General features: G+C 69.0%; 20 protein-coding genes. 7 read left to right on the top strand and 13 right to left on the bottom strand.

What is annotated here, in order from left to right; genetic code table 11:
* Positions 1-50: 50 nt before the first annotated feature.
* Complete coding sequence (locus tag ACX80F_RS02170; protein ID WP_459334734.1) at positions 51-1,730, bottom strand: HNH endonuclease; 1,680 nt, start codon at positions 1,728-1,730, stop codon at positions 51-53.
* A gap of 260 nt (positions 1,731-1,990) precedes the next feature.
* On the opposite strand from ACX80F_RS02170, the gene ACX80F_RS02165 reads away from it, so the two are divergent.
* Complete coding sequence (locus tag ACX80F_RS02165) at positions 1,991-2,344, top strand: IS110 family transposase (RefSeq protein WP_459334733.1); 354 nt, start codon at positions 1,991-1,993, stop codon at positions 2,342-2,344.
* Positions 2,345-2,353: 9 nt separating this feature from the next.
* Here the strand turns inward: ACX80F_RS02165 and ACX80F_RS02160 are convergent, their stop codons facing one another.
* Both ACX80F_RS02160 and ACX80F_RS02155 read right to left on the bottom strand, forming a co-directional pair.
* Positions 2,354-3,037: an NAD(P)H-dependent oxidoreductase gene (locus ACX80F_RS02160; protein ID WP_459334732.1), complete on the bottom strand. Its 684-nt coding sequence runs from the start codon at positions 3,035-3,037 to the stop codon at positions 2,354-2,356.
* Positions 3,038-3,086: 49 nt separating this feature from the next.
* Entirely contained in the window at positions 3,087-3,611 is a 525-nt protein-coding gene (locus ACX80F_RS02155; RefSeq protein ID WP_459334731.1) for a TetR/AcrR family transcriptional regulator, read from the bottom strand.
* Positions 3,612-3,899: 288 nt separating this feature from the next.
* Here ACX80F_RS02155 and ACX80F_RS02150 point away from each other — a divergent pair, with 288 nt between their 5' ends.
* Complete coding sequence (locus tag ACX80F_RS02150; protein WP_459334730.1) at positions 3,900-4,934, top strand: helix-turn-helix transcriptional regulator; 1,035 nt, start codon at positions 3,900-3,902, stop codon at positions 4,932-4,934.
* A gap of 14 nt (positions 4,935-4,948) precedes the next feature.
* The gene (hrpA, locus tag ACX80F_RS02145; protein ID WP_459334729.1) at positions 4,949-8,992 is read left to right on the top strand and encodes an ATP-dependent RNA helicase HrpA; all 4,044 of its coding nucleotides are present in this window, start codon (positions 4,949-4,951) and stop codon (positions 8,990-8,992) included.
* Here hrpA and ACX80F_RS02140 read toward each other — a convergent pair.
* From ACX80F_RS02140 to ACX80F_RS02125, 4 genes are all read right to left on the bottom strand, one after another.
* On the bottom strand, positions 8,964-9,422 hold the full coding sequence (locus ACX80F_RS02140; protein WP_459334728.1) for a hypothetical protein: 459 nt from the start codon (positions 9,420-9,422) through the stop codon (positions 8,964-8,966). The two genes, hrpA and ACX80F_RS02140, sit on opposite strands and share 29 nt — an antisense overlap.
* Positions 9,423-9,618: 196 nt before the next feature.
* Entirely contained in the window at positions 9,619-10,044 is a 426-nt protein-coding gene (locus ACX80F_RS02135) for an HIT family protein (protein WP_459334727.1), read from the bottom strand.
* 183 nt (positions 10,045-10,227) lie between these two features.
* Complete coding sequence (locus ACX80F_RS02130) at positions 10,228-11,055, bottom strand: sulfurtransferase (protein WP_459334726.1); 828 nt, start codon at positions 11,053-11,055, stop codon at positions 10,228-10,230.
* Between the two features lie 130 nt (positions 11,056-11,185).
* Positions 11,186-11,845, bottom strand: coding sequence for an MBL fold metallo-hydrolase (locus ACX80F_RS02125; protein ID WP_459334725.1), 660 nt, complete (start codon positions 11,843-11,845; stop codon positions 11,186-11,188).
* A gap of 77 nt (positions 11,846-11,922) precedes the next feature.
* Here ACX80F_RS02125 and ACX80F_RS02120 point away from each other — a divergent pair, with 77 nt between their 5' ends.
* The 3 genes from ACX80F_RS02120 (at position 11,923) to ACX80F_RS02110 (ending at position 13,627) form a co-directional block, all read left to right on the top strand.
* The gene (locus ACX80F_RS02120) at positions 11,923-12,417 is read left to right on the top strand and encodes a Fur family transcriptional regulator (protein ID WP_459334724.1); all 495 of its coding nucleotides are present in this window, start codon (positions 11,923-11,925) and stop codon (positions 12,415-12,417) included.
* Between the two features lie 91 nt (positions 12,418-12,508).
* On the top strand, positions 12,509-13,018 hold the full coding sequence (locus ACX80F_RS02115) for a MarR family winged helix-turn-helix transcriptional regulator (protein WP_459334945.1): 510 nt from the start codon (positions 12,509-12,511) through the stop codon (positions 13,016-13,018).
* Positions 13,019-13,087: 69 nt separating this feature from the next.
* Positions 13,088-13,627, top strand: a complete 540-nt coding sequence (locus ACX80F_RS02110; RefSeq protein WP_459334723.1) for a MarR family winged helix-turn-helix transcriptional regulator — start codon at positions 13,088-13,090, stop codon at positions 13,625-13,627.
* 39 nt (positions 13,628-13,666) lie between these two features.
* Here the strand turns inward: ACX80F_RS02110 and ACX80F_RS02105 are convergent, their stop codons facing one another.
* From ACX80F_RS02105 to guaB1, 6 genes are all read right to left on the bottom strand, one after another.
* Positions 13,667-14,572, bottom strand: coding sequence for a metal ABC transporter permease (locus ACX80F_RS02105; RefSeq protein ID WP_459334722.1), 906 nt, complete (start codon positions 14,570-14,572; stop codon positions 13,667-13,669).
* 3 nt (positions 14,573-14,575) lie between these two features.
* A complete protein-coding gene (locus ACX80F_RS02100) occupies positions 14,576-15,418 on the bottom strand; it encodes a metal ABC transporter ATP-binding protein (RefSeq protein ID WP_459334721.1) in 843 nt (280 codons plus the stop codon).
* 103 nt (positions 15,419-15,521) lie between these two features.
* Positions 15,522-16,535: a metal ABC transporter solute-binding protein, Zn/Mn family gene (locus ACX80F_RS02095; RefSeq protein ID WP_459334720.1), complete on the bottom strand. Its 1,014-nt coding sequence runs from the start codon at positions 16,533-16,535 to the stop codon at positions 15,522-15,524.
* 92 nt (positions 16,536-16,627) lie between these two features.
* The gene (locus tag ACX80F_RS02090; protein WP_459334719.1) at positions 16,628-17,716 is read right to left on the bottom strand and encodes a hemolysin family protein; all 1,089 of its coding nucleotides are present in this window, start codon (positions 17,714-17,716) and stop codon (positions 16,628-16,630) included.
* Entirely contained in the window at positions 17,713-19,140 is a 1,428-nt protein-coding gene (locus ACX80F_RS02085; RefSeq protein ID WP_459334718.1) for a hemolysin family protein, read from the bottom strand. Before ACX80F_RS02085 ends, ACX80F_RS02090 begins: the two co-directional genes overlap by 4 nt.
* A gap of 330 nt (positions 19,141-19,470) precedes the next feature.
* A complete protein-coding gene (gene guaB1, locus ACX80F_RS02080) occupies positions 19,471-20,922 on the bottom strand; it encodes a GMP reductase (protein WP_459334717.1) in 1,452 nt (483 codons plus the stop codon).
* A 166-nt stretch (positions 20,923-21,088) separates the two neighbouring features.
* Here guaB1 and ACX80F_RS02075 point away from each other — a divergent pair, with 166 nt between their 5' ends.
* Positions 21,089-24,946, top strand: coding sequence for a multifunctional oxoglutarate decarboxylase/oxoglutarate dehydrogenase thiamine pyrophosphate-binding subunit/dihydrolipoyllysine-residue succinyltransferase subunit (locus ACX80F_RS02075; RefSeq protein WP_459334716.1), 3,858 nt, complete (start codon positions 21,089-21,091; stop codon positions 24,944-24,946).
* Positions 24,947-25,017: the final 71 nt, after the last annotated feature.

The following is a 25,017-nucleotide window of genomic DNA, read 5'->3' as shown; positions in this document are numbered from 1 at the left end:
TCCTGAGCGAGCCCCCGTGCGTAGCTCGGTCACGTGCCCTGTCCGGTGGTTCAGGCCGGGACGAGTCCTGCGCTCTTTCCCCGTTCCGAGCTCTGTCCCCGCTCTGTTCGCTGTGCCCGGGCCCGTCGTTGCGCTGTGATCCTCCGGCGGACAGCCGGTTGTTGGTGGGCCGGCGTGTCGTCGGGCGGCGAACTGCACTTGTTGCCGGGGAGGGGTGGTGCGGTGGAGTGGTAGGTGTGGCCGGTGGGCGTGCTGATGGCGAGGGCGTGCCTGGCGCCTGGATCGTGACCGGAATCAAAGCCGGGGTCGGGATTGAGGCTGCTGGGTGGTGCTGTGGTTTTCCAGCCGGGGAGTTCTTTGGTGTGGTTGCATGCCTCGCAGAGCCCTGCCCCGTTGGCGAGGTTGGTGGGTCCGTTGGTGTGCCAGGGGATGATGTGGTCGTAGTGCCGGATCGGGGCGTCGCAGTACGGGGTGCGGCAGAGGTGGTCCCGGGCCTGGATGAACCGGCGTTGCCCGGCGGTGAAGAGGCGGGCGCGGGAGTCGGCGGCGATCAGCTCTCCGCTCCCGGGGGCGGTGTAGAGGCGCCGGAGCCAGACCTGGAAGGCCTGCGCGGCTGCGGGATCGGCGGCGGGATCGGCTGCGGGATCGGCTGCGGGATTGGCTTCGCTCCTCGACGCGTGTCCTGCACCCTGTCCGGGCCGCCTGGTGGGCTGATCGGGTGCGTGCTCCGCCCGGTGCCCTGCCGGTCGCCCGGCCTGCTGTCCGGGGGGCCCTGCGTTCTTCTGGGTGAGGAGGTCTCGGGCCCAGCCGGCGGGGACGATCCCGTAGCCCGGCAGTCGGGCCGGTTCGCTCTCGCCCTGGAACAGGGTGCGGTCGGTCATGATCAGCTGCACCTCGATGCGGGAGAACCCGCCCGGGGTGCCGGTGGTGCGTTCGACGAGGGCGTCGGCCATGAGCTGGCCGCGGCTGCGGGAATCACCTTTAGCGCGCTCCATGTCGGCGTGCCGGGTGAGTTCCGCGTGCACCGCCACCCCCTGCGCGACGGGGAGCAGCGCGGTGAGGTAGGTCATGGTGTCCGGTGCCGGGCGCAGACTCACGTGCCGGTCCGCCGCGGCCCGGCTCGCCCGCTCGGTCACCGACCGCGGGTCCCGCCGGTACGCCGCCGCCCGCACCGCGGCGACCAGTGCCCGGTCTCCGGCGCCGTCGAACGTGCCCGCATCCGCTGCCACCTCGTCGTCGACCGCGCACCGGTCCGCCGCTGACAGGCACGCCGTTTCCCGGACCATGAGGGTCGCCCGCCACTCATTCACCTGTCCCGCCTCCAGGGCTGCCAGGGTGTGGGGCATCTCCGTCACCAGCGCCCGCGCCAACCCGAGTAGCCGGCCACCCCGTGCCGGGGACTCCCGGCGGGCCAGGGCGAGCTGCGCGGCCACCCCACGACCCTGCTCAACGGCAGGGACACCGGCCGCGGCATCGCACTGACGCCGGACCAGATCGAACGCCACCGCAGCCCGCGCCTGCCGGCCCGCGATCGCCGACTTCAACTCCTCCAGGGCACGCACCTCATCGATCAACGAAGCACCATCCGCCGACATGGGCAGGGAGCCCATCGCGTCGATCAGCTCCCGCACACAGCCAACCCGCATGGAACCGGCCGGAACCGCACTCTGCCGGGGAGCGCCACCGCTGACGGTGACCACTTCGGGAGGAGCGTTCCGGCTGCTGTCCATACTGAATTCTCCCAACCACCACCGACATTATTGGGGCCCTTGCTACCCCGTAATAGTGAAAAATGATCGCGGTTCCGGTGTGGCTCTCTGTCCACCTGACGCAGCTCTGTGGGTCGCTGTCTTTCACAGGACTTGTCCGCCGGCCCTCGATCGCTTCACGTGCTGACGGGTATGGCTTGAGAGGGGCCTGACGAGATCCCCGTACCGAATTGCCTGCCTGTCCTGGCCGCGTGGAGATTCACTGCTATCGAGAGGCAGACATGTCAGAGACTGAGGTGCAGGACCGTCGCGTTGTGGTCGGAATCGGCACCCATGCTGATACCCATCACGTCGCCGTTGTCACCGAGTACGGGAAACCCTTGGCTGATCAGAAGTTCCCCACGACCGCTGTGGGCTACCAGGAGGCTCTCGACTTCATCACGGGGTTCGGGGAGGTCCTGCAGGCCGGGATGGAAGGCACTGGAACCTACGGAGCTGCACCAACAAAGATCCTGCTGGGCGAAAGAATGCTGGTTATCGAAGTGAACAGCCTGATCGTCAGCAGCGTCGACTCAAGGGTCGACGTGGCTCCTCCTACCGATCGGAATCAAGGCGGTGTACTGGAAGGATGTTGACGCGACGATTCAGGCTCGACGCGCAGCTGGGGTGACTTCAAGGTGCCGTAGATGCTCTTCCTTCGCATTTCGTGGAACCCTGTCGGGATTGACGAAGGCTTCCCCGATTCGGCGGGCAATCTGCAACCCGGTGTCGCGTTGGGGACGGTTGTTGTCGCCTTCGACGTCGAAGATCACGTGACTTTCGACGTCGGTCACTCCGCAGTACGCGAAGATACCGACGTCGAGCTGCGTCCGCATGGCCTGGCGATACCCGTATCTGTCGTAGGTGCGCTCCTTCGATCCACCGATACCGATGAGTGTCGTCGGTGTGTTGCGAAGGAGTGAGGTCAAAGGTTCTCGACCCCGATCCTCGACCCCTTGGCCGTACTGGTAGGCCCAACCCCCGGTGAACACGCGTTCTATCCAACCCTTCATCAGCGCGGGCATGCTCCACCAGTACACGGGGAACACGAACGCCAACCGGTCGGCAGCATCGACACGCTCGTGCATCTCGGTGATACCCGGTGGGGTAGGACCACCCCAGAAGTGTGCATGATCAGCCTCCGTGAACCGAGGATCAAAGTTCTCCTGGTGCAGATCGAGCACGTCAATAGTGTGGCCCAGTTCCCGGAAGGGCTCGTGGAAGGAGTCCACGACGGCCGACGGGTACCTGTCGGACAATGGGTGGGAAGAGACAGTTAGCAGATGCATGGAGAGCTTGTACTTTCTTTGGCGAGATGGAGGTGAGACCTGCGACCTCTCAGGGGCATCGCATGAGCATCGCTGCCGCGCTCCGGGCAGCTGAAACCGCTGGAAGTCCGCGGTAGGAAGCCGCCGAGGTCGCACCTTCGAACAGCACCAAGACCTGATCAGTCAAGAGGTCACTACAGGGTTCACCCTCTTGCTGCACGAGCTTGTTGATGAGTTCGCGGAGACGTCGACGGTAATTTGAGACCTCTTCCAATGCCGCAGGGAACTCTGCACTCAGCTCTCCTGCAGCACGCAGGAACAGGCATCCTCGGGCTCCCTCGGACTGCACCCACTGCTCCAGGGCGGCAAACAGTCCGTCGACATCGTCGACGACGTCGAGTCGTTCGAAGAACCGGGTGCTACGGATGCGGAGCACGGCAGCGATGAGGTCTGACTTACTACCAATGTGCTTGTAAAGCGTCCGGGTCGATACGCCGGCTGCTCGAGTAAGGGCGTCCATCCCGCTTGCGGCGAACCCACCGCTATCGAACACGCGTTCAGCGCTGGCGGTGATCTGTTCTGATAACGAGGGCATACCGACGATAGTACAACGATCGTTTTACATCTTCCACCAATCAGCCGACTAGGGCCGGTCTGGTACGGATCGACTGGAATCAGCCCCTCCTCCGATCGCCAAGGAAGTTTCTGAAGCACCTCTCGACAGTTATGGGAGCGTCCCGTAAACAGATCGACCGACTCTTTCAGGAGAACGCTCTGTAGCGTCGATGTCAGCCCTCCGATCCGAACCCTCGGTCACGGGATCCGACGAGACGGCGCCTGATCGCGGACGGTCTCCGTCCGCATTCCGCCGTACCGTTGTTCCATGATCGAGACCTCGGCACGCCTGCTGCAGCTCCTCTCGCTCCTCCAGCTCCGACGCGAGTGGACCGGCCCCGCGCTCGCGCAGCGCATGGGCGTCACGGAACGCACGGTCCGGCGGGACATCGGCAAGCTGCGTACGCTCGGCTATCCCATCAACGCCTCCCCCGGCGTGGCCGGCGGATACCAGCTCGGTGCCGGCGCCCAGCTTCCGCCCCTCCTGCTCGACGACGACGAGGCACTCGCCGTCGCGATCGGCCTGACCGCCGTCACCGCCAGCCCGGTCTCCGGCGTGGGGGAAGCATCCGTGCGCGCCCTCACCAAGCTCGAACAGGTCCTGCCGCCCCGGCTCCGGCCCCGCTTCGCGGGACTGCGCTCGGCAGTGACGCGGATGGCGGCGGTCAGCACGCCGGTGAACCCGGAGATCCTGACCGCACTCTCCGCAGCCATCACCGAGCGCCGCAGCGTCGCGTTCCGCTACGACCGGCACGACGGCGAGTCGTCCCGACGCGTCGTCGAACCGTACCGGCTCGTGGACACCGGCCGACGGTGGTACCTGGTGGCCTTCGACCGCTCGCGGGAGGACTGGCGGACGTTCCGCGTGGACCGGTGCCGGAGCGTGCCGGTGGCGCGGGACCGCTTCCTGCCCCGTCCCCTGCCCGCGCCCGACCTCGCGGTCTACGTGCAGGAGTCCATCACGCGCTCGCCCTACTCCTACGACGCCGTCATCCGGTTCCACGCGCCCCTGCACGAGCTGGAACCTCACGTCCCGCCCAGCACGGGCACCCTCGAGGCCGATGGCGAGCACCACACGCTCCTGCGGGCGGGCTTCGACTCCCTCGACTTCCCGCTGGCCTACCTGGCGAGCTGGGACATCGACTTCGAGGTCCTCGAACCGGCCGCGATGCGCGAGCGTGCCGTCGTCGTCGCCGCCCGGCTTCACCGCGCGACCGGGGCAGGAGCGCCGGAACCACCCGACGACGGGGCGCCGGACTCCGAACCCGGTGAACATCCCCTGGGGCCCCGCACGAGGAACTAGACTGGCAGGCAACTATGCCACTGACAATCTCCTACCCCGCGGATCTCCCAGTCTCGGAACGCCGGGCCGACATCATGGCCGCCATCGCAGCCAACCAGGTCACCATCATCGCCGGCGAGACCGGGTCCGGGAAGACGACGCAGATCCCCAAGATGTGCCTCGAGCTCGGCCTCGCGGAGCACGGGCTGATCGGTCATACCCAGCCCCGGCGCCTCGCGGCCCGCACCGTCGCCGAGCGCATTGCCGAGGAACTGCAGGTCCCGCTGGGTGAGGAGGTGGGCTACCAGGTCCGCTTCACCGGCTCGGTGGGCCGCCGCACCAAGATCAAGCTGATGACGGACGGCATTCTCCTCGCCGAGATCCAGCACGACCGGATGCTCCGCAAGTACAGCACGATCATCATCGACGAGGCCCACGAGCGCAGCCTCAACATCGACTTCATCCTCGGCTACCTCAAGCGGATCCTGCCCGAGCGGCCGGACCTGAAGGTCATCATCACCTCGGCGACCATCGACCCCGAACGCTTCGCGGCGCATTTCGCCGCCGACGCCGCCGTCACGGACACCTCTCCCGCTCCGATCATCGAGGTCTCAGGGCGCACCTACCCCGTCGAGATCCGCTACCGGCCGCTCGACCAGCCGCCGGGCGGGCTCGACGAGGGCGAGGGCGGCGCGGACAGCGAGCTGGAGGAGGAACGCGATCCGCTCGACGCCGTCTGCGACGCTGTGGACGAACTGTCCTTCGAAGCGCCCGGTGACGTCCTCGTGTTCTTCTCCGGCGAGCGCGAGATCCGCGACGCCGCCGACGCCCTCCGCGCACGCATCCAGTCCACCACCCGCCTGCGCGGTACGGAGGTGCTCCCCCTCTTCGCGAGGCTCTCCCTCGAGGAGCAGCACCGCGTCTTCCGCCCCACCGGCAGCCACCGCCGCATCATCCTCGCGACGAACGTCGCGGAGACCTCGCTCACCGTGCCCGGCATCAAGTACGTCATCGACACCGGCACCGCACGCATCTCGCGGTACTCGCACCGCACCAAGGTGCAGCGGCTGCCGATCGAGCGGGTCTCCCAGGCCTCCGCGAACCAGCGGTCGGGCCGCAGCGGCCGCGTGTCCGACGGCATCGCCATCCGCCTCTACTCGGAGGAGGACTACGAGTCACGGCGCCCGTTCACCGAGCCGGAGATCCTGCGGACGAGCCTCGCCGCGGTCATCCTGCAGATGGCGGCCATGGGTGTGACCCGCAGTCCCAAGGACATTGCGGAGTTCCCGTTCGTCGAGCCTCCCGAGACCAAGGCGATCAACGACGGCGTCGCCCTGCTGCGCGAGCTCGGTGCGCTGAAGGACGACGGCGGTCTGTCTCCGGTGGGCCGCAAGCTCGCCCAACTCCCGGTCGATCCGCGCCTCGGGCGCATGATCGTGGAAGCGGGGACGCGCGGTGCCGTCAAGGAGGTCATGGTGCTCGCCGCGGCGCTGACCATCCAGGATCCGCGGGAGCGGCCGTCGGCGGACCAGCCGGCCAAGCAGCAGCAGGCCGCGGAGAAGCACAAGCGCTTCGTCGACGAGAACTCGGACTTCACCGCCTACCTCAACCTGTGGCGGTACCTGCAGGAGAAGCAGGACGAACTCTCCTCGACGCAGTTCCGGAAACTGTGCCGCACGGAGTTCATCAACTACCTGCGGGTGCGGGAGTGGCAGGACCTCTTCCAGCAGCTGCGCCAGCTCGCGAAGCCACTGGGCATCACACTGCCCGCCGGCCCGGTGGATCCCGTGGGGCTGCACGAACAGATCCACATCAGCCTGCTCTCGGGTCTGCTCGGCAACATCGGCCTCTACGACCAGCGCAAGCGTGAATACTCCGGCGCCCGCGGGACCCGCTTCGCCGTGTTCCCCGGCTCTGCCCTCTTCAAGAAGTCACCGGACTGGGTCATGGCCGCGGAACTCGTGGAGACCTCCCGGCTCTGGGCGCGCGTCGTGGCGCGCATCGATCCGCTGTGGGCCGAGCAGGTGGCGCCTCACCTCGTGAAGCGCACGTACAGCGAGCCGCACTGGTCCCGGAAGATGGGCTCGGTCATGGCGTACGAGAAGGTGACGCTCTACGGTGTGCCGATCGTGCCGCAGCGCCGCATCAACTACGGGCGGATCGACCGCGAGGTGGCCCGCGAGCTGTTCATCCGGCATGCCCTCGTCGAGGGCGACTGGAAGACCCACCACACGTTCTTCAGCCGCAACCAGGCCCGCCTCGCCGAGGTGGAGGAGCTCGAGAACCGCCTGCGACGGCGTGACCTGCGGGTGGACGACGAGACCCTGTTCGAGTTCTACGACCAGCGGATCGGACCGGACGTCGTCTCCGAGCGGCACTTCGACTCCTGGTGGAAGCAGGCGCGCCACGAACGCCCGGACCTGCTCGACTTCGACCCGGAGCAGCTGCTCGCCGAGGACGCGGCGGAACTCGACGAGACGGCCTTCCCGAGCACCTGGCACCAGGCGGGCTTCGAGCTGCCCCTGGCCTACGAGTTCTCGCCGCTCACCCCCGGCGCGCACGACGGCGTCACCGTCACCATCCCGGTCCTGTTCCTGAACCAGCTGGACCCGAAGCCGTTCCGCTGGCAGATCCCCGGCCAGCGCGTGGAACTCGTCACCGCGCTCATCAAGTCGCTGCCGAAACAGGTACGGAAGAACTTCGTGCCTGCGCCCGATGTCGCCCGGAGCGCCGTCGCGGCCCTCGCGGCGGACTTCGATCCGGCGCAGGACGATCTGGAAGCGTCCCTCGAACTCGCGCTGCGCCGCCTGCGGGGCCATGTCATCCCGCCCGGATCGTGGACCTGGTCCGCGGTGCCGCCACACCTGCTCATGATGTTCCGGATCGTCGACGCCGCCGGGCGCGTGCTCGACGAATCCCGTGACCTCGAGGCGCTCAGGGAGGCCCTCGCGCCTGCGGTCAGCCGCGCGATCGCGGAGTCCCTCGGCGCCACGCCGGGGAGTACCCGTCCGGCGGGCGGACCGGGCCGCGGGGGGCGCGGCAAGGCGTCCGCAGGTCCCGCCGGTCGGAACGACACGGGACCGGGGCCGGCCGGTCGCGGCTCCGGTCGGACGCCCGCGGTAGACGCCTCCGGTGCGGGCGGGCAGTCCGCGCAGGGGTCGTCCGAGTCGCGCGGGGTGGTAGCCGTGGCGCAGGCTCCGGCGATCGCCGAGCGCACGGGTGAGAGCACGTGGGTCTTCGGTGACCTCCAGCGTGAGGTGTCCCGGACCGTCGCCGGGCACCGGGTCACCGGGTTCCCCGCCGTCGTCGACGAGGGCACCTCGGTGGGCCTGCGGGTGTTCCCGACTCCGGGTGAGCAGTCGACGGCGATGCGGGCCGGGATCATCCGACTCCTGTCCCTGCGCATCCCGAGCCCGGCGAAGTACGTCCTGGAGCACCTCAGCAACACCGAGAAACTCACCTTCAGCCAGAATCCGCACGGCAGCGTCGCCGAGCTCATCCGCGACTGCTCACTCGCGGCCATCGACAAGCTCGTGCCGGATCAGCTGCCCTGGTCCGAGGAGGCGTTCAACCGGCTCTACGAGGACGTGCGCGCGGAGCTCATCGACACCGTCTTCATCGTGACGGCGACGGTGGAGAAGGTGCTCTCCAGCAACCGGCGCATCCAGAAGCAGCTCAAGGGCACCACGAGCCTGGCACTGATCACGGCCCTGAACGATGTCCGCAGCCAGCTCGAGCACCTCGTCCACCCCGGCTTCGTCGCGGCCACGGGATACTCCCAGCTGGCTCATCTGCCGCGCTACCTGCGGGCCATCGAGGTGCGGCTGGAGAAGCTGCCGACCAACGTGCAGCGCGACGGACTCGGCACCGCGGTCATCCAACGGCTCGAGGACGAGTACGACGACGCCGTCGCCTCCCTCGCTGCGGGACGGCACCGGCCCACGTCCCTGGCGCGCGTCCGCTGGATGATCGAGGAACTGCGGGTGAGCCTGTTCGCGCAGGACCTCGGCACCGCCTACTCGGTGTCCGAGAAGCGCGTCCGGACGGCGCTCAACGAGGCCCTCGCCGAGACGCGCTGACCTCGAGCCGCCCGACGTCGTCCGGTGCGGGGGCACCGACCGGCGTCCGCCCGTCCCTGGCACGGGCAGCGAGGTTCCGCGCCCGCTCGGCCACCGACGTCCGCGGGTCGTCCGCCAGGCGCTCGAGCTGGGGTTCCAGCCACACGCGCAGGACGGGATCGCCGTCGGACCAGGCGGAGAGCGTCTCCATGGTGTTGATCAGGACGATCCAGTCGTGCTCCTGCTCCAGGTTGCGCTGCAGGACAACCGTCGCGCGGTCGCGCTGGTCCGGCGTCAGGTCCGGTGTGAGCCGCAGGAACAGCTTCGCCAGCGTCCACTGCGCGGACGCCTGGTCCAGCGTCCCGATGTCATCGATGAGCCGGTCCGCGAACGGGATCAGCCACTCGTGCCGCGCGGCTTCGAGGCGCTTGAGGGCGCTGGAGGTGCGCAACCGGACCACCGGGTCCGCACTGCGTAGCAGTCGAACAACTCCTGCAGCCGCGACCGGTCCGCCGCCACCAGTTCGGCGACCTCGACGGTGCGTCCCATCGAGTTGGGGTGCCCGCCCGTCAACATGCTCTCGATAGCTTCCATGCACGGGGAACCTACCAGCGGGACGCGGATAGCGGTAGCGGTCTACGGCCCCTTCAGGAAGGCACGGAGGCGGAATGCCCGGCATCCCGCAACGCGCTTCGCAGGGCCTCGGCATTCCGGTCCATCGCTGCCGGATCGGGCGCGTGGTCCACCCGCTTGACGTCGAAATCCTCCGGCGACTGCGTCGGCCAGACGTGCACGTGCAGGTGGGGTACCTCGTAGCCCTCGAGGAGGACACCGACGCGCCTGGCTCCGAAGGCCGCCTCCTGCGCCCTGCCGATGGTCTGTGCCACGGCCATCACCCGGGTCAGGGTCTCCGGATCGGCCTCGAGCCACTGCGTGATCTCCCGCCGCGGCACCACGAGGGTGTGCCCGGGGGTGATCGGGGCGATGGTGAGGAACGCGACGACGTCGTCGTCCTGCCACACGAAGCGGCCGGGCACCTCGCCGTTGATGATTCTGGTGAAGAGGGTGGTCATCGGTCCTCCTGGGGTTGCTGCCGTCGGAACGCCACGACCCGCCCGCCGGGCAGGCAGCGGGATGCCGCCGCGCAGGGGCGGCGGTGCGGGTCGTCCGGGGGTCATGACCCGACGCTACCGCGCCGCCGTGCGGCGGGGCCACCGTGCGCCCCGCCGCCGGTCCGTTCCGAGCGCCCCCGCGGGTCAGGCACCCGTCGCGACGGGCAGTCCCTCCGTCGTCGACCACTGGGACCACGAGCCCGGGAACAACGCCGCGTCGATCCCGGCGATGTCCAGCGCCGCGATCGCGTGGGACGCCGTGATGCCCGAACCGCAGTAGACCACGGTGCGCCCTCGTCCCGCACCCAGGCCTTCGAAGCGGCGGCGGAGCTCCTCCGCGGACCGGAAGCGGCTGTCGTCGCCGAGGCTGTCGGCCGCCGGGGCGCTGACTGCGCCGGGGATGTGGCCGGCCTTCGGATCGATCGGTTCGTGCTCGCCCCGGAAGCGTTCACCGGCGCGGGCGTCGAGGACGACGTCGCCCTGCGCGGGGTCGAGCAGATCGGGGATGGACACCACGGGCATCCGGCCCGAGGTGAGGTGGACGCTGCCCACGCAGTGCCGCTCCTCCCCGCCCTCGACGTCGTACCCTGCCTCCCGCCAGGCTCTCAGCCCGCCGTCGAGGAGGCCGACCGACGCGAAGCCGGCGTCGCGGAGGAGCCACCAGAGGCGTGCTGCGGCGAGGTTCCCGGAGTCGTCGTAGGCGACCACGGTGTCGCCGTCGCTGAGCCCCCACTGGCGGGCGGCCTCCTGGAGTGCCTCCGGGTCGGGCAGCGGATGGCGCCCGAGGCCGGGACCGCCGGGGCCGCAGAGCTGCGTCTCCAGGTCCACGTACACGGCGCCGGGTATGTGGGCTTCGCGGTAGTGCCGGTGGCCGTGGGGATCGCCCAGGGACCAGCGCACATCCAGCAGGATGGTCTGCCGGCCGGAGGTCATCCGGTCCCGCAGCTCCTGCACATCCATCAGAGTCTTCATCGAGATCTCCTGTCGGAACGGGTGACCGGACCACGGAGTTCACCGCGGCCGGTCCTGATGCAGGCCAGTCCACCACACGCGGATGCACCCACCAAGGAACCGGTCCTGCGACCCACGGGGTCGACCGGAATCAGACGTCGATGCTCTCGCGGACCGCGAGGTGCCGGTAGGACGTGCCGTACCGCGCACCCAGTCGCGTGAGATGGCCCTCGACGATGCCGAGGCCGTTCTCGTTGAGCAGGGCGTCATGGATCTGGAAGGCGCGGGGCGCCCGGACCGACGCCACGAAGTCGACGACCTCGGCCAGCTTCGACCACGGCGCGTGCACCGGGACCAGCAGCGTCTCGACGCCGATCCCGTCCGGCACGATCAGCGCGTCACCCGGATGGTAGACGGAGTCCTGGATGAGGAAGCCCACATTGGCGATGACGGGGATCAGGGGGTGGATCAGCGCGTGCTGCCCGCCGAAGGTCCTCACCCGGAACCCCCCGGCCGTGAACTCCTCGCCTCCGCTTACGGCGTGGATCCGCTCCCCTGCAGCGTCACCCAGACCCTCGATGACGGCGTCGGCCACGGTGCGGGGTGCCCACAGTTCCGCCGAGGGGTTCTCCGCCAGCACGGCGACCACGCGGGCGACGGCGATGTGGTCGGGATGCTCGTGCGTGATCAGGACGGCCGCGGCTCCCGCGAGCGCCTCCTCGACCTCGGAGTAGGTGCCCGGATCGAGCACGAGCACGGATCCGTCCTGTTCCAGCCTCACGCACGCATGGGAGTACTTGGTCAGCAGCATCGCCTCAGACTACCGGCGCCCGCGCTGATAATCTTGTCTCTGATCCCGGGCATCCGAGCCCGCAGGAAGGGTAGGACATGACGCCAGAGGCGACTTCCCAGGCAGGAACGAGGACGGGCTCGGCTGCGCCGCCGGCGCGACCCACGCCGCCGGCTCCACCCGCCCGCAGGGGTTCCGAGCAGCGCGTCACCCGGCAGCGGCGTGCCGTGAGCGCTGCCCTCGACGCCCTGGACGACTTCGTGAGCACGCAGGAGCTCCACCGCGTGCTCCACGAGCGCGGCGAGTCCGTCTCGCTCGCCACCGCCTACCGCATCCTCCAGTCCATGGCCGACGACGGCCTGGTGGACGTCCTGCGCAACGGCGACAACGAAGCGGTCTACCGCCGGTGCGCCGTCGACCACCACCACCATCACCTGCTCTGCAGGAACTGCGGACGCGCCGTTGAGATCGAGGCGCCGGCCGTCGAGCAGTGGGCCGCCCGGGTCGCGGCGGACCACGGATTCACCGATGCGGCCCACACCGTCGAGATCCACGGCCTGTGCCCGGACTGCACGGCGGCTGCCCGGCCCTGAGCCCCGACCGACGCTGCACTGTACTCCTCCGCGCGCCACTGCGGCCGGGGGTGCGGACGGTGTCGGTGCCGTCGCATAGGCTGATGCCGTGATGTCCCCGAACAGCGCCGCGCGCGACGCGGATCCCGTCCACGACCTCGTGGATGCCGTGCGCCGGTACCGGGACGCCGAAAAGTTCATGCGGAGCCAGAGCCGCGACTCCATGCACCTCGGCAAGACCGACATGACCGCGCTGCGCGTCATGCTGCGCGCGGGCCAGGCCGGGCAGCCGCTCAGCGCCGCGGCCCTGTCCCGTGAGCTCGGGATCTCCTCGGCCGCGACCACGGTGCTGATCGACCGCCTGGAAGAGAGCGGCCACGCCGAACGACGCCGAAGCGTCACGGACAAGCGGGCGATCGAGATCTGGCCGACGACGACGACCGAGCACGAGGTGCGGTCCACCATGGGCACCCTGCACGAGCGCATGATGCAGATCGCCTCCGCCCTCCCGCCCGAGGACAGCGTCACCATCCACCGGTTCCTCGTCGCCCTCGGCCAGGCGTTGCCGGAACTGGATTTTCCCGCCGTCGGGCCTGCCGGTTTCTCCGCCGGAACCTCCTGACACCCGCGACGCCGCCGCACCCGCCGTGTAGCTAGGGAGACTGACTACTAGATGGTCTAGGATAAGTCCATGAATCCTTCGGACGCGCGGCAGGGAGCAGGATATTGGTATCCCCCGTCCGGAGAAGGCGTAGCCCACCCGGCCGCGACGGGCATCGACGTCCTCAATGCACTCAGGGCCTACCGGACCGTGGAGAGTGGCCTCCGACGGACCCTCAGCGAGCGACTCGGCATCAACGAGACCGATCTCGGAGCCCTGCGCTACCTCCTCGGCGTCTGGCAGAAGGACGAGGGGGCGAGCCCGAAGGAACTCGCGCTCGCCCTGGGGATCTCGAGTGCATCGACCACACTCGTCATCGACCGACTCGAGAAGGCCGGTTTCACCCGGCGCCGCCGCCATCCCGTCGATCGCCGCTCCGTCATCCTGAGACCCGGGGACAAGGCCACCGGAGAGTTCCGGGCCGCATTCGACATCGAGAAGCGCGGCGTCCTCGCCGCCGCCGACGGGCTCACGGGCGAGGAGACCGAGACGGTCACCCGCTTCCTGCGGAGCATGGAACGGGCGATCGCCGACGCCGTCCGGCAGCCGGGCCACGACTCCCACTCCTAGGCCCGCAGCGTCTGGTCCCTGCTCCGTGGATATCCGCTCTCAGGCGGGGACACCGGCGCTCGTCCGCTCCGCTCCGACGCTCTCGCCCGCTCGGCGTGAGTTCCGCCGCGAGCGGCGGAAGCCGATCAGGCGGCACACGAGGTAGATCGCGAACGAGATGGTGGTGACGTAGGGGCTGATGGGGATGCGTCCGCCCAGGGCGAGCAGGATCCCTCCCACCACGGAAGTACACGCGAACACCACACTGAGCAGCACGACCATCCCGGGCGCCGACGAGACCTTCAGCGCGGCGGCTGCGGGCGTGATCAGCAGGGCCAGGACCAGGAGGGCACCGACCACCTGGATGGACAGGGCCACGGAAACTCCCAGCAGCACCATGAACAGGATCGAGAGCCCGCCTACCGGCACGCCGCGGGCCTCCGCGAGATCGGGATCCGCGCTCGCGAACGTCAGTGGGCGCCAGATCGCGGCCAGCGCGAGCATGACGACGACCGCGCACCCCACGAGCAGGTTCAGCTGGACGTCGTCGACCGAGACGATCTGCCCGGTCAGGAGGCCGAACTTGTTGGCGGCGCGCCCCTCGTAGAGCGCGAGGAACAGGATCCCGAGGCCGAGCCCGAAGGGCATGACGACGCCGATGATCGAGTTCCGGTCGCGGGCGCGGATGCCCATCAGTCCGAGGACGAGAGCGGCGAGGACGGAGCCGACGAGCGAACCGCCCACCACATTGGCCCCTACGAGCAGCGCGAATGCCGCCCCGGCGAAGGAGAGTTCGGCGATGCCGTGCACGGCGAAGGCGAGGTCGCGCATCATCACGAAGGTGCCGATCAGCCCGCCGAGGAGTCCTAGCACCGCTCCGGCGATGAGCGAGTTCCTGACCAGCGGCAGCAGCTGGGCGTAATTGTCGAACGTGAAGATGGCGTCGAGGATGTCCTGGAAGTCCATGCCCTAGGCGCTCTCGTGATGGTGTGTCGTGGCGTCCGGCAGACCGACGACGACGATCCTCCCGTTGCTGTGGAGCACCTCGACGGGGCTGTCATACAGATCCGAGAGCACCTCGCTGGTCATGACCTCGGCGGGGCTGCCCACCCGGAACTTCCCGTCGGCGAGGTACAGCACGCGGTCGACGTAGTCGATCACGGGGTTGATTTCGTGCGTCACGAAGACCACCGCACTGTTCTCCTCATGGCACTGCCGGTTGATGAGCGAGCTCACGGCCTGCTGATGATTCAGGTCCAGCGAGAGCAGCGGCTCGTCGCACAGGAGGACGGCCGGGTCGGTGGCGAGCGCCTGCGCGACGCGGAGCCTTTGCTGCTCGCCCCCCGAGAGCAGGCCGACGGGCGCATCCGCGTAGGATTCGGCGCCGACGTCGCGCAGCAGCCGGTCCACGTGCTCGCGGTACCCCCGGCTCCTCACGCGCAGCCCCCAGCGGTGCCCGTCCACGCCGAGTCCCACGAGGTCGCGGGCCCGCAGCGGCGTCTCGGGCGGGAAGGATTTCTGCTGCGGGATGTACCCGAGAGCCCTGCTGCCCCGCGTGACGGGGCCGCCGTCGATCATCGCGGTGCCGGAGTCCAGGGGCTGCAGTCCCAGCAGGACTTTCAGGAAGCTCGTCTTGCCCGAGCCGTTGGGGCCCAGCACGGCGAAGAACTCGCCGGGCATGATGTCGAGGTCCAGCCCTGCCCACAGTGTGCGGCTGCCGAAGGACAGCGCCGCGTCACGCAGACTGATCGCCGGTCGCACGGCAGTCCCCCCGGAGGAGGAGGTCGCCGACCGAGGCAGTGTCGAGGTCATGCGGATCGGCTTCCAGTCTGTCGTGGTTCGCGGTGTGTTCAGTGTGATGCAGTGGTTCGACGTGCGTTCCGGGCACGTGGTGCAGGGTCGTGGCGCGGGTTCCTCAGGAGCCGAGGGCGGCTTCGATGCTGTCGGTGTTGCCCGCCATCCAGGACACGTAGTCCTCGCCGTCGGGCAGGGTCTCGGTGAACTCGACGATGGGCAGGTCTGCCTCCTCGGCGACGGAACGGACGGCTTCCGTCTGCGCTCCCTCGGTCTGGCCATTGTAGGCAAGGAAGGCAAGGCCGCCACCCGAGGCGAGGGTCTTCATCTCGTCCAGGGCCGCCACAGGGACGTCCGACTCCTCCTCGATCGCCTCGATGAAGCCCTCCGGCGTCACGTCCTCGAGACCGGCGGCCTCGAGCAGGTACGCAGGGACGGGCTCGGTCACCGCCACCTCGACGTCGTTGCCTTCGTTCTCCGAGGCCAGCGCTGCCAGTCGCTCCTGGACGGGCTGCAGCTCCTCGACGAAGGCGTCGGCGCGCTGGCGGTAGGCGTCGGCGTTGGGCTCGTCCAGGCGGGCCAGCTCGTCGGCGATGGCGCCCGCGAGCGTCGCCATGACCGGCAGGTCGTACCAGACGTGCTCGTTGAAGGATCCGTGGGCGTGTTCCTCACCCGCGTGCTCCTCACCCGCGTGTTCCTCCTCGCCGGCGTGGTCCTCCCCGCCGGCGTGGTCCTCACCGGCATGCTCCTCGAGGCCGGACAGCTCGACGGCATTCAGGACACTGTCGACGCCGGTCTCGTCTGCGAGGCGGCCGAGGAAGGCGTCGTACCCTCCACCGTTCTCGATGACGAGGTCCGCCTCCGAGACGGACAGCTTGTCCTGCACCGTCGGCTCGTACGAATGCGGATCCTGGCTCAAGCTGTTGACGATCGACGTGACCTCGACGTCGTCGCCGCCCACCGCAGCGGCGATGTCGCCGTACACGTTCGTCGCGGTGACGACCGTGACCGCCGCATCGCCCGCAGCCTCCGCCTGCCCGTCCGTGGCGCCGGACCCTCCGTCCCCGCAGGCTGCGAGTCCGAGGGCCGAGACGGCCACCAACGCGGGAAGAGTGAGACGACGGGAGACACGCATGGGACCTCGATCTGACTAATGAGAATTGTTCCGGCTAGGCCTCCGAGCATAGCCCAGACGCGAATCGTTCGCATCTCCACCCCCGCCGTCGGTCAGGCACCCGGGGTGTCGGGCCCACCGATGCCCTCTCCCGACCTGCGAGCGCCCTGATTCTGGGTGGCGTCGCGGATCTCACCGATGAGCTGCTCGATGACGTCCTCGAGGAAGAGGACACCGCGCGTCGAGCCGTCGGGTCCGAGCACCCGCGCCAGGTGGGATCCGGTCCGCTGCATCACCGTCAGGGCGTCCTCGATCTCGTCCTGCAGCGACAGATTGGCCAGCGTACGGACCTTGTTCTCCGTGATGGGCCGCCGGTACATCGCCTGCGGCATGGACATGATGTCCTTCAGGTGCATGTAGCCGGTGAGGTTGTCGTGTTCGTCCACCATGACGAACCGGGAGAACCCGGTCCGGCCGACGGCGCGCTCGAAATCCTCCGGGGTGGCGTCGGTGCGGACGGTGACCAACTCGCCCAGCGGCACCATCGTGGTCTCCGCCGTCTGGCCGGAGAACTCCAGGGCCCCCGTGATGAGGCCCGACTCGTCGTCCACGAGTCCGCTCTTCGTCGACTCCTCCACGATCGACTGCACCTCCTCCAGCGTGTAGGTCGAGGACACCTCGTCCTTCGGCTCCACCCTGAGGGCGCGGAGGATGTGGTTCGCAGCCCAGTTGAGCGACGAGATCACAGGGTTGACGATCCGCGCGATCATCACGAGCGGTGGGGCCAGGAGGAGCGCTGCCTTGTCCGCGACGGACACCGAGATGTTCTTCGGCACCATCTCACCGAAGGTCACGTGCAGGAAGGTCACCAGGAGCAGGGCGATCGCGAAGGCCAGACCGCCGGCCAGGGCTTCGGGGATGCCGACGGCCTCGAGGGGAACCTCGAGCAGGTGATGGATTGCCGGCTCCGCGACCTGCAGGATCAGGAGCGAGCAGACCGTGATGCCCAGCTGTGCGCACGCGAGCATGAGGGAGACGTGCTCCATGGCCCAGATGGTGGTCTTGGCGCGCTTCGAGCCCGCCTCGGCCAGGGGCTCGATCTGGCTGCGCCGCGCCGACATGATGGCGAACTCCGCACCGACGAAGAAGGCATTGCCGGCCAGGAGGACGACGAGCCACACGATTCCCGCCCAGTCACTCATCGCGAGTCCTTCCGGTAGGCCGTGCTGCCGGCGAGGACGGGTCCGGTGGTTCCCTCGGCGCCCGAGGAGCCCTGGGGCACCGGCTGGTGCTCGGGCACGACGGCGCTGTCGGCGTCGTGCTCCGTGCTGACGGGCGCGGGACGGAACTGGACGCGGTCGATGCGCCGTCCGTCCATGCGTTCCACGGTGAGCGTTCCCGCGGGGACGTCGACGGCGTCCCCGGGCGCTGCGACCCGGCCGAGCTCGGCCATGATGAACCCGGCGACGGTCTCGTAGCCGGCCTCGTCGGGCACCACGAGGCCGGGGATCTGCAGGGTGACCTCGTCGGGGCGCATGAGGCCGGGGAAGAACCAGTCCCCCGCGGCGCTCTGCAGCACCCCGAGCTTGAGCTTGTCATGCTCGTCCGCCACCTCGCCCACGATCTCCTCGACCAGGTCCTCGAGCGTGGCGACGCCGGCGGTGCCCCCGTATTCGTCGAGCACCACGGCCAGTTGAAGGTTCGCCTCACGCAGTTCGCTGAGGAGCGAGTCGAGGTGCACGGTCTCGGGGACGCGCAGGACGTCGGTCATGATGGTGCCGGCGGGCAGCTCCGCGCGCTTGTGGCGCGGCACCGCGACGGCCTTCTTGACGTGGACCACGCCCCGGATGTCGTCCGCGGACTCGCCGATCAGCGGGAAGCGCGAGAAGCCGGTGCGGCGCGCGGCTTCGACGACGTCGGCCACCGACTGGTCCGAGTCGATGACCTCCATGCGGATCCGCGGGGTCATGACGTCCGCCGCCGTCCGCTCGGAGAAGCTGAACGTGCGCGCCAGGAAGTTCGCGGTGCCCTGGTCGAGCGTGCCCATCTCGGCGGAACGCCGCACGAGCGAGGAGAGCTCCGACGGCGTCCGTGCGCCGGAGATCTCCTCCTTGGCCTCGAGCCCGAAGATGTTGAGGATGCGGTTGGAGAACCCGTTGAGCACGAGGATGGCGGGCTTGAAGACGGCCGTGAACATCAGCTGCGGGCGGGCCAGCGCCCGGCCGACCCTGAAGGGCAGCGCGATGGAGAGATTCTTGGGGACCAGTTCACCGATGAGCATGGACAGCAGGGTCGCGAGGATCATCGCGATGACGAGCGAGGCGGAGGCGACAAGGGCCTCCGAGAGGCCGAGCGCGGCGAGCGGCGTCTCGAGGAGCTTGCCCACGGAGGGCTCCATGACGTAGCCGGTCAGCAGCGTGGTGAGCGTGATGCCCAGCTGACAGCTGGAGAGCTGCGTCGAGAGGGATTTCAGGCAGCGCAGGAGGGGCGCGGCCTTCGTGTCCCCCTCGTCCACCGCGCGCTGGACGTAGGTCTGGTCGAGGGCCACGAGGGCGAACTCGACGGCCACGAAGAAGCCCGTGCCCAGGACGAGGAGCAGGCCGGCGGCCAGGTAGATCCATTCCACCGCTACTTCCCCTCCTCGGTCAGGCCGGGGCGGGAAGGCAGCGGTCCGCGTTTAAGGGGGTCCGCGGCGTCCGACGGGGCAGGCAGTGCGCCACCGTGGTCGGAATCGGCGTCCACGACTCGCCCGGAATCGGCTCCGGGCAGCGGGTGGGCATGAGGGGAGGGTGCACCGGCATCGAGCCGGCCCCTGGAAGGACTGTCCATAAGGCTCCCAGTTTACGTGCCGGGCCCGCGACCGGCGGACGGAACCGGCCACGGCACCCCGTGTTCTTCGCTCACAGCGCAACGGCCGGTCTGTGGTCCCGGGCGCGCGGGCGCCCGGGACGGGCCGTCACCAGCTCTGCGGGAGGGGGCGCCCCTCCTCGTAGCCGGCGGCGGACTGCACGCCGACCACGGCACGCTCGCGGAACTCGGCCAGCGTCGTCGCCCCGGCGTAGGTCATCGAGCTGCGGACCCCGGCCGTGATCAGGTCGAGCAGGTCCTCGACACCGGGCCGCGCCGGGTCGAGGTACATCTTCGAGGTCGAGATCCCCTCCTCGAACAATCCCTTGCGGGCCCGCGCGAAGACGTCGTCGCTCCGGGTCCGGTTCTGCACCGCCCGGGCGGAGGCCATGCCGAAGCTCTCCTTGTAGCGGCGTCCGCTGCTGTCGGTCTGCAGGTCGCCCGGGCTCTCGTAGGTCCCGGCGAACCAGGAGCCGATCATGACCTGGCTCGCGCCGGCCGCGAGGGCCAGGGCCACGTCGCGCGGGTACCGCACACCGCCGTCGGCCCAGACGTGGGCGCCGAGCTCCGCCGCTGCCTGGGCGCACTCGTGGACGGCGGAGAACTGCGGGCGGCCGACCGCGGTCATCATGCGCGTGGTGCACATGGCACCGGGGCCCACGCCCACCTTGATGATGGACGCCCCGGCGGCGACGAGGTCGCGCACCCCCTCGGCGCTGACCACGTTCCCGGCGACGATCGGCACCGTCGGGTGCAGGCCGCGGACGACGGCGAGTGCGTCGAGCATCTTCCGCTGGTGGCCGTGGGCGGTGTCGACGACGAGGACGTCGACGCCGGCGTCGAGCAGCGCCGCCGCCTTCGCCTCCACATCACCGTTGATGCCGACGGCGGCCGCCACCCTGAGCCGGCCCCCGGCGTCGAGCGCGGGCTCGTAGATGGTGGAGCGGAGTGCCCCGGTGCGGGTGATGACCCCCTGCAGCGCGCCGTTCCGGACCACGGGCGCCAGCGAGACGCGGGATCCGTCGAGGTCCTCGAAGGCCTTCTGCAGCGCCGCCGCGGGATCGGCGTCGAACATCGACGCCTGGAACGCGGCGGGCGCCGGTCGCATCACCGACTCCAGGGAGGCGAAGCGGTCCACCTCCTCGCAGTCGTCGGCGTCGACCACGCCGACGCACCCGCCGGTGTCGTCCGTGACGAGGACCGCTCCGTGCGCGCGCTTGTGCATGAGGTGCAGCGCATCCACCACGGTGTTTCCCGGCTGGAGCTGCAACGGGGTCTCGAACACGGGGTGGCGGTCCTTGACCCACGAGGTGACCTCGGAGATGACCTCGACGGGGACGTCCTGCGGCAGGACCCCGATGCCCCCGCGCCGTGCGATGGTCTCGACCATGCGCCGCCCGGTGACGGCCGTCATGTTGGCCACGACGAGGGGAATCGTGGTGCCCGTGCCGTCGTCCGAGGAAAGGTCGACATCGAAGCGGGAGACGACCTCGGACGCGGAGGGAACGAGGAAGACATCCGAGTAGGTGAGGTCGGTGGCGGGCGGGTTGATGAAGCGCATGGTTCTCCTTGATAGACAGCCGCAGAAAGTCTAGTGGGTGCGGCCCGGCTGATTGGATTGTTCGTTACTCCTGTCACTACACTTGGACAGGGTCTGGGCACGGCTTCGCGCCGATCCTGCAGACCGCAGAGCGCTCACGGCGATTCACGGAAGAGGCGTATACCAAGTGCCAGAACAGACCAGCCACCGTTTACCTGAGGAATTCGGCGGAAACGAGTGGCTTGTTGACGAGCTCTACGAGCAGTTCCAGCGCGACCGCCACTCGGTGGACCGCAAGTGGTGGGAGCTCTTCGACTCGTTCGATGCCGAGGGCACGCCGTCCGGCAACAGCAAGCCCGCCGCAAACGCACCGGCCGACAAGGCCGCGTCGCCGGCCGTCACCAAGCCGGCCGCTCCCGCACCGGCCGGACCGCCGTCCGTAGCCCCGTCCGGCGGGAATCCCCCCACACGCGAGCTGCCGGTCGTGGACGCGCAGGCCGCAGCACCGAAGGCCTCCGGGGAGTCCCCCGCGAGCAGCCAGCAGAGCGGGAAGCCTCCCGTTGCCAACGAGCCGGCGAAGAAGCCCGACTCCTCGCGGGAGGACAAGCCCGCCACGAAGCCCATCCCCGCCCAACTCCCCGCCTCGGACCGCACCGCCGAGATGGACGAGAACAAGGTCAGCGTGCTGCGCGGCCCGGCGAAGGCCATCTCCACCAACATGGAGGCGAGCCTCAGCGTCCCGACCGCCACGAGCGTCCGGGCCATCCCAGCGAAGCTGCTCATCGACAACCGCGTGGTGATCAACAGCAACCTCGCCCGTGCCCGCGGCGGCAAGGTGTCCTTCACCCACCTCATCGGATACGCGATCATCCGCGCGCTCGCGCAGTTCCCCTCGCAGAACGTCTACTACGACGTCGTCGACGGCAAGCCGTCCGCGGTGCAGCCCGCGCACGTGAACTTCGGCCTGGCGATCGACATGCCGAAGCCGGACGGCACCCGCTCACTCGTGGTGCCGAACATCAAGAAGGCCGAGACCATGAACTTCTCGGAGTTCTGGCACGCCTACGAGGACCTCGTGAAGAAGGCGCGGGCCGGCAAGCTCGGCGCCGACGACTACGCCGGCACCACGGTGTCCCTGACCAACCCGGGCGGCATCGGCACGGTGCACTCCGTGCCGCGCCTGTCCAAGGGCCAGGCCTGCATCATCGGCGCGGGCGCCCTCGAGTACCCCGCCGAGTTCCAGGGCTCGAGCGAGAAGACGCTCGCGAAGCACGCCATCAGCAAGACCATCACCCTGACCTCGACCTACGATCACCGCGTGATCCAGGGTGCCGGCAGCGGCGAGTTCCTGCGCATCATCCACCAGCTGCTGCTGGGCGAGCAGAACTTCTACGACGACATCTTCGAATCGCTGCGCATCCCCTACGAGCCCGTGCGCTGGAGCGCGGACATCCAGGTCGATCCGATGGACCAGATCAACAAGGTGGCCCGGATCCAGCAGCTCATCCATGCCTACCGCGTGCGCGGCCACCTCATGGCCGACACCAATCCGCTCGAGTACGTCCAGCGCAAGCACGCCGACCTCGACATCCGCACGCACGGCCTGACCCTGTGGGACCTCGACCGCGAATGGCCCACCGGCGGGTTCGGCGGCCAGCCGACCCTCAAGTTCCGCGACATGCTCGGAGTGCTCCGTGACGCCTACTGCCGCACCACCGGCATCGAGTACATGCACCTGCAGGACCCCGAGGAACGCCAGTGGTTCCAGGACGAGCTGGAACACCCGTACTCCAAGCCGAGCCGCGAGGAGCAGCTGCGCATCCTGCACAAGCTGAACTCCGCCGAGGCGTTCGAGACGTTCCTGCAGACGAAGTTCGTGGGCCAGAAGCGATTCTCCCTCGAGGGCGGCGAGTCCCTGATCCCGCTGCTCGACGCCGTGATCTCCGGCGCGGCCGACGACGGCCTCGACGAGGTCGCGATCGGCATGGCACACCGCGGCCGGCTCAACGTGCTCACCAACATCGCCGGCAAGACCTACGCGCAGGTCTTCCGCGAGTTCGAGGGCACGCAGGATCCGCGCTCGGTCCAGGGCTCGGGCGACGTCAAGTACCACCTCGGCACCGAGGGGACGTTCACGTCCGACGCCGGCAACGAGACCAAGGTCTACCTCGCAGCGAACCCGTCCCACCTCGAGGCGGTGGACCCGGTCCTGGAGGGCATCGTCCGCGCCAAGCAGGACCTCCTGGACCAGGGTGGCACCTTCCCCGTCCTGCCGATCCTCATCCACGGCGACGCGGCCTTCGCGGGCCAGGGCGTCGTGGCGGAGACCCTCAACCTGTCGCAGCTGCGCGGCTACCGCACCGGCGGCACCATCCACGTCATCGTGAACAACCAGGTCGGCTTCACCACGAGCCCGACGTCGTCGCGCTCCTCCGTGTACTCGACCGACGTCGCAAAGATGGTCCAGGCGCCCATCTTCCACGTGAACGGTGACGACCCCGAGGCCGTGGTCCGTGTGGCCCAGATGGCGTACCAGTTCCGGCAGCGGTTCAACAAGGACGTCGTCATCGACATGGTCTGCTACCGCCGGCGCGGCCACAACGAGGGCGACGATCCCTCGATGACGCAGCCCATGATGTACAACCTCATCGAGGCGAAGCGCTCGGTCCGCAAGCTGTACACCGAGGCCCTGATCGGCCGCGGCGACATCACGCAGGAAGAGGCCGAGCAGGCCCTGCGCGACTACCAGGAACGCCTCGAACGCGTCTTCGCCGAGACGCACGCGGCGCAGACCTCGCCCATCCCGGTCATCGCCAAGGACCCGCAGGCGGTGTCCGACCTCGAGCGGCCCTACGCGCAGCAGTCCGACGGCGATACCGCCGCGGCACCACAGACCGCGATCAGCACCGGGACGCTGGCACACATCGGAGCGGCGCACACTGCGATCCCGGACGGCTTCACGGTCCACCCGAAGCTCAAGGCACTGCTCGACAAGCGCGAGCAGATGTCCCGTGAGGGCGGGATCGACTGGGGCTTCGGTGAGATCGCGGCCTTCGGCTCACTCCTGCTGGAAGGCGTCCCCGTCCGGCTCGCGGGCCAGGATTCGCGCCGTGGCACCTTCGTGCAGCGGCACGCCGTCTTCCACGACCGCGCCACCGGGAACGAGTGGCTGCCGCTGGACGACCTCGGCGAGGACCAGGCGAAATTCTGGATCTACGACTCCCTGCTGAGCGAATACGCGGCCATGGGCTTCGAGTACGGCTACTCGGTCGAACGTCCCGATGCCCTCGTGATCTGGGAGGCGCAGTTCGGTGACTTCGTCAACGGCGCGCAGACCATCATCGACGAGTTCATCAGCTCGGCGGAGCAGAAGTGGGGACAACGGTCCTCCCTGGTCCTGATGCTGCCCCACGGCTACGAGGGACAGGGTCCCGACCACTCGTCCGCCCGCATCGAACGCTTCCTGCAAATGTGTGCGGAGGAGAACATGGTCGTCGCCAACCCGAGCACCGCCGCCTCGCACTTCCACCTGCTGCGCCGGCACGCCTACACACGGCCGAGGAAGCCGCTGATCATCTTCACACCCAAGCAGCTCCTGCGACTCAAGGCCGCTGCGAGCTCGGTGGAGGACTTCACCCAGGGCACGTTCCAGCCGGTCATCCCCGACACGCTCGAGACTCCGGGGAAGGACGTCGAGCGGGTCATCCTCGTCTCGGGTCGGCTCTACTACGACCTGCTGGCCTCGCGCCAGAAGCTCGACGACGGCAGGACGGCCATCGTGCGCGTGGAGCAGCTCTACCCCCTGCCGGTGGAGGAGATCCGCGCCGCCCTGGACACCTACCCCGGGGCGGAGATCGTCTGGGCGCAGGACGAGCCGGCCAACCAGGGGCCGTGGCCCTTCATCGGGCTCAACCTCCCGCAGGAGCTCGACCGGCCCCTCCGGCTCGCGTCGCGTCCCGCCTCGGCCTCCACGGCGACGGGTTCGGCCAAGAACCACGCCAAGGAGCAGGAACTCCTGGTCAAGCGGGCGTTCGGCCGGGACTAGCAAGCCATCAGTATGATGTCGGGTGGGGCTCGAGGCCCCACCCGATGTCTTTAAGGGCCTGTCAGCGGCAC

The organism is Arthrobacter sp. TMS2-4, assembly GCF_054511075.1.
The sequence above is the reverse complement of the archived record's forward strand: the minus strand, read 5'-3'. Positions and strand labels throughout refer to the sequence as shown.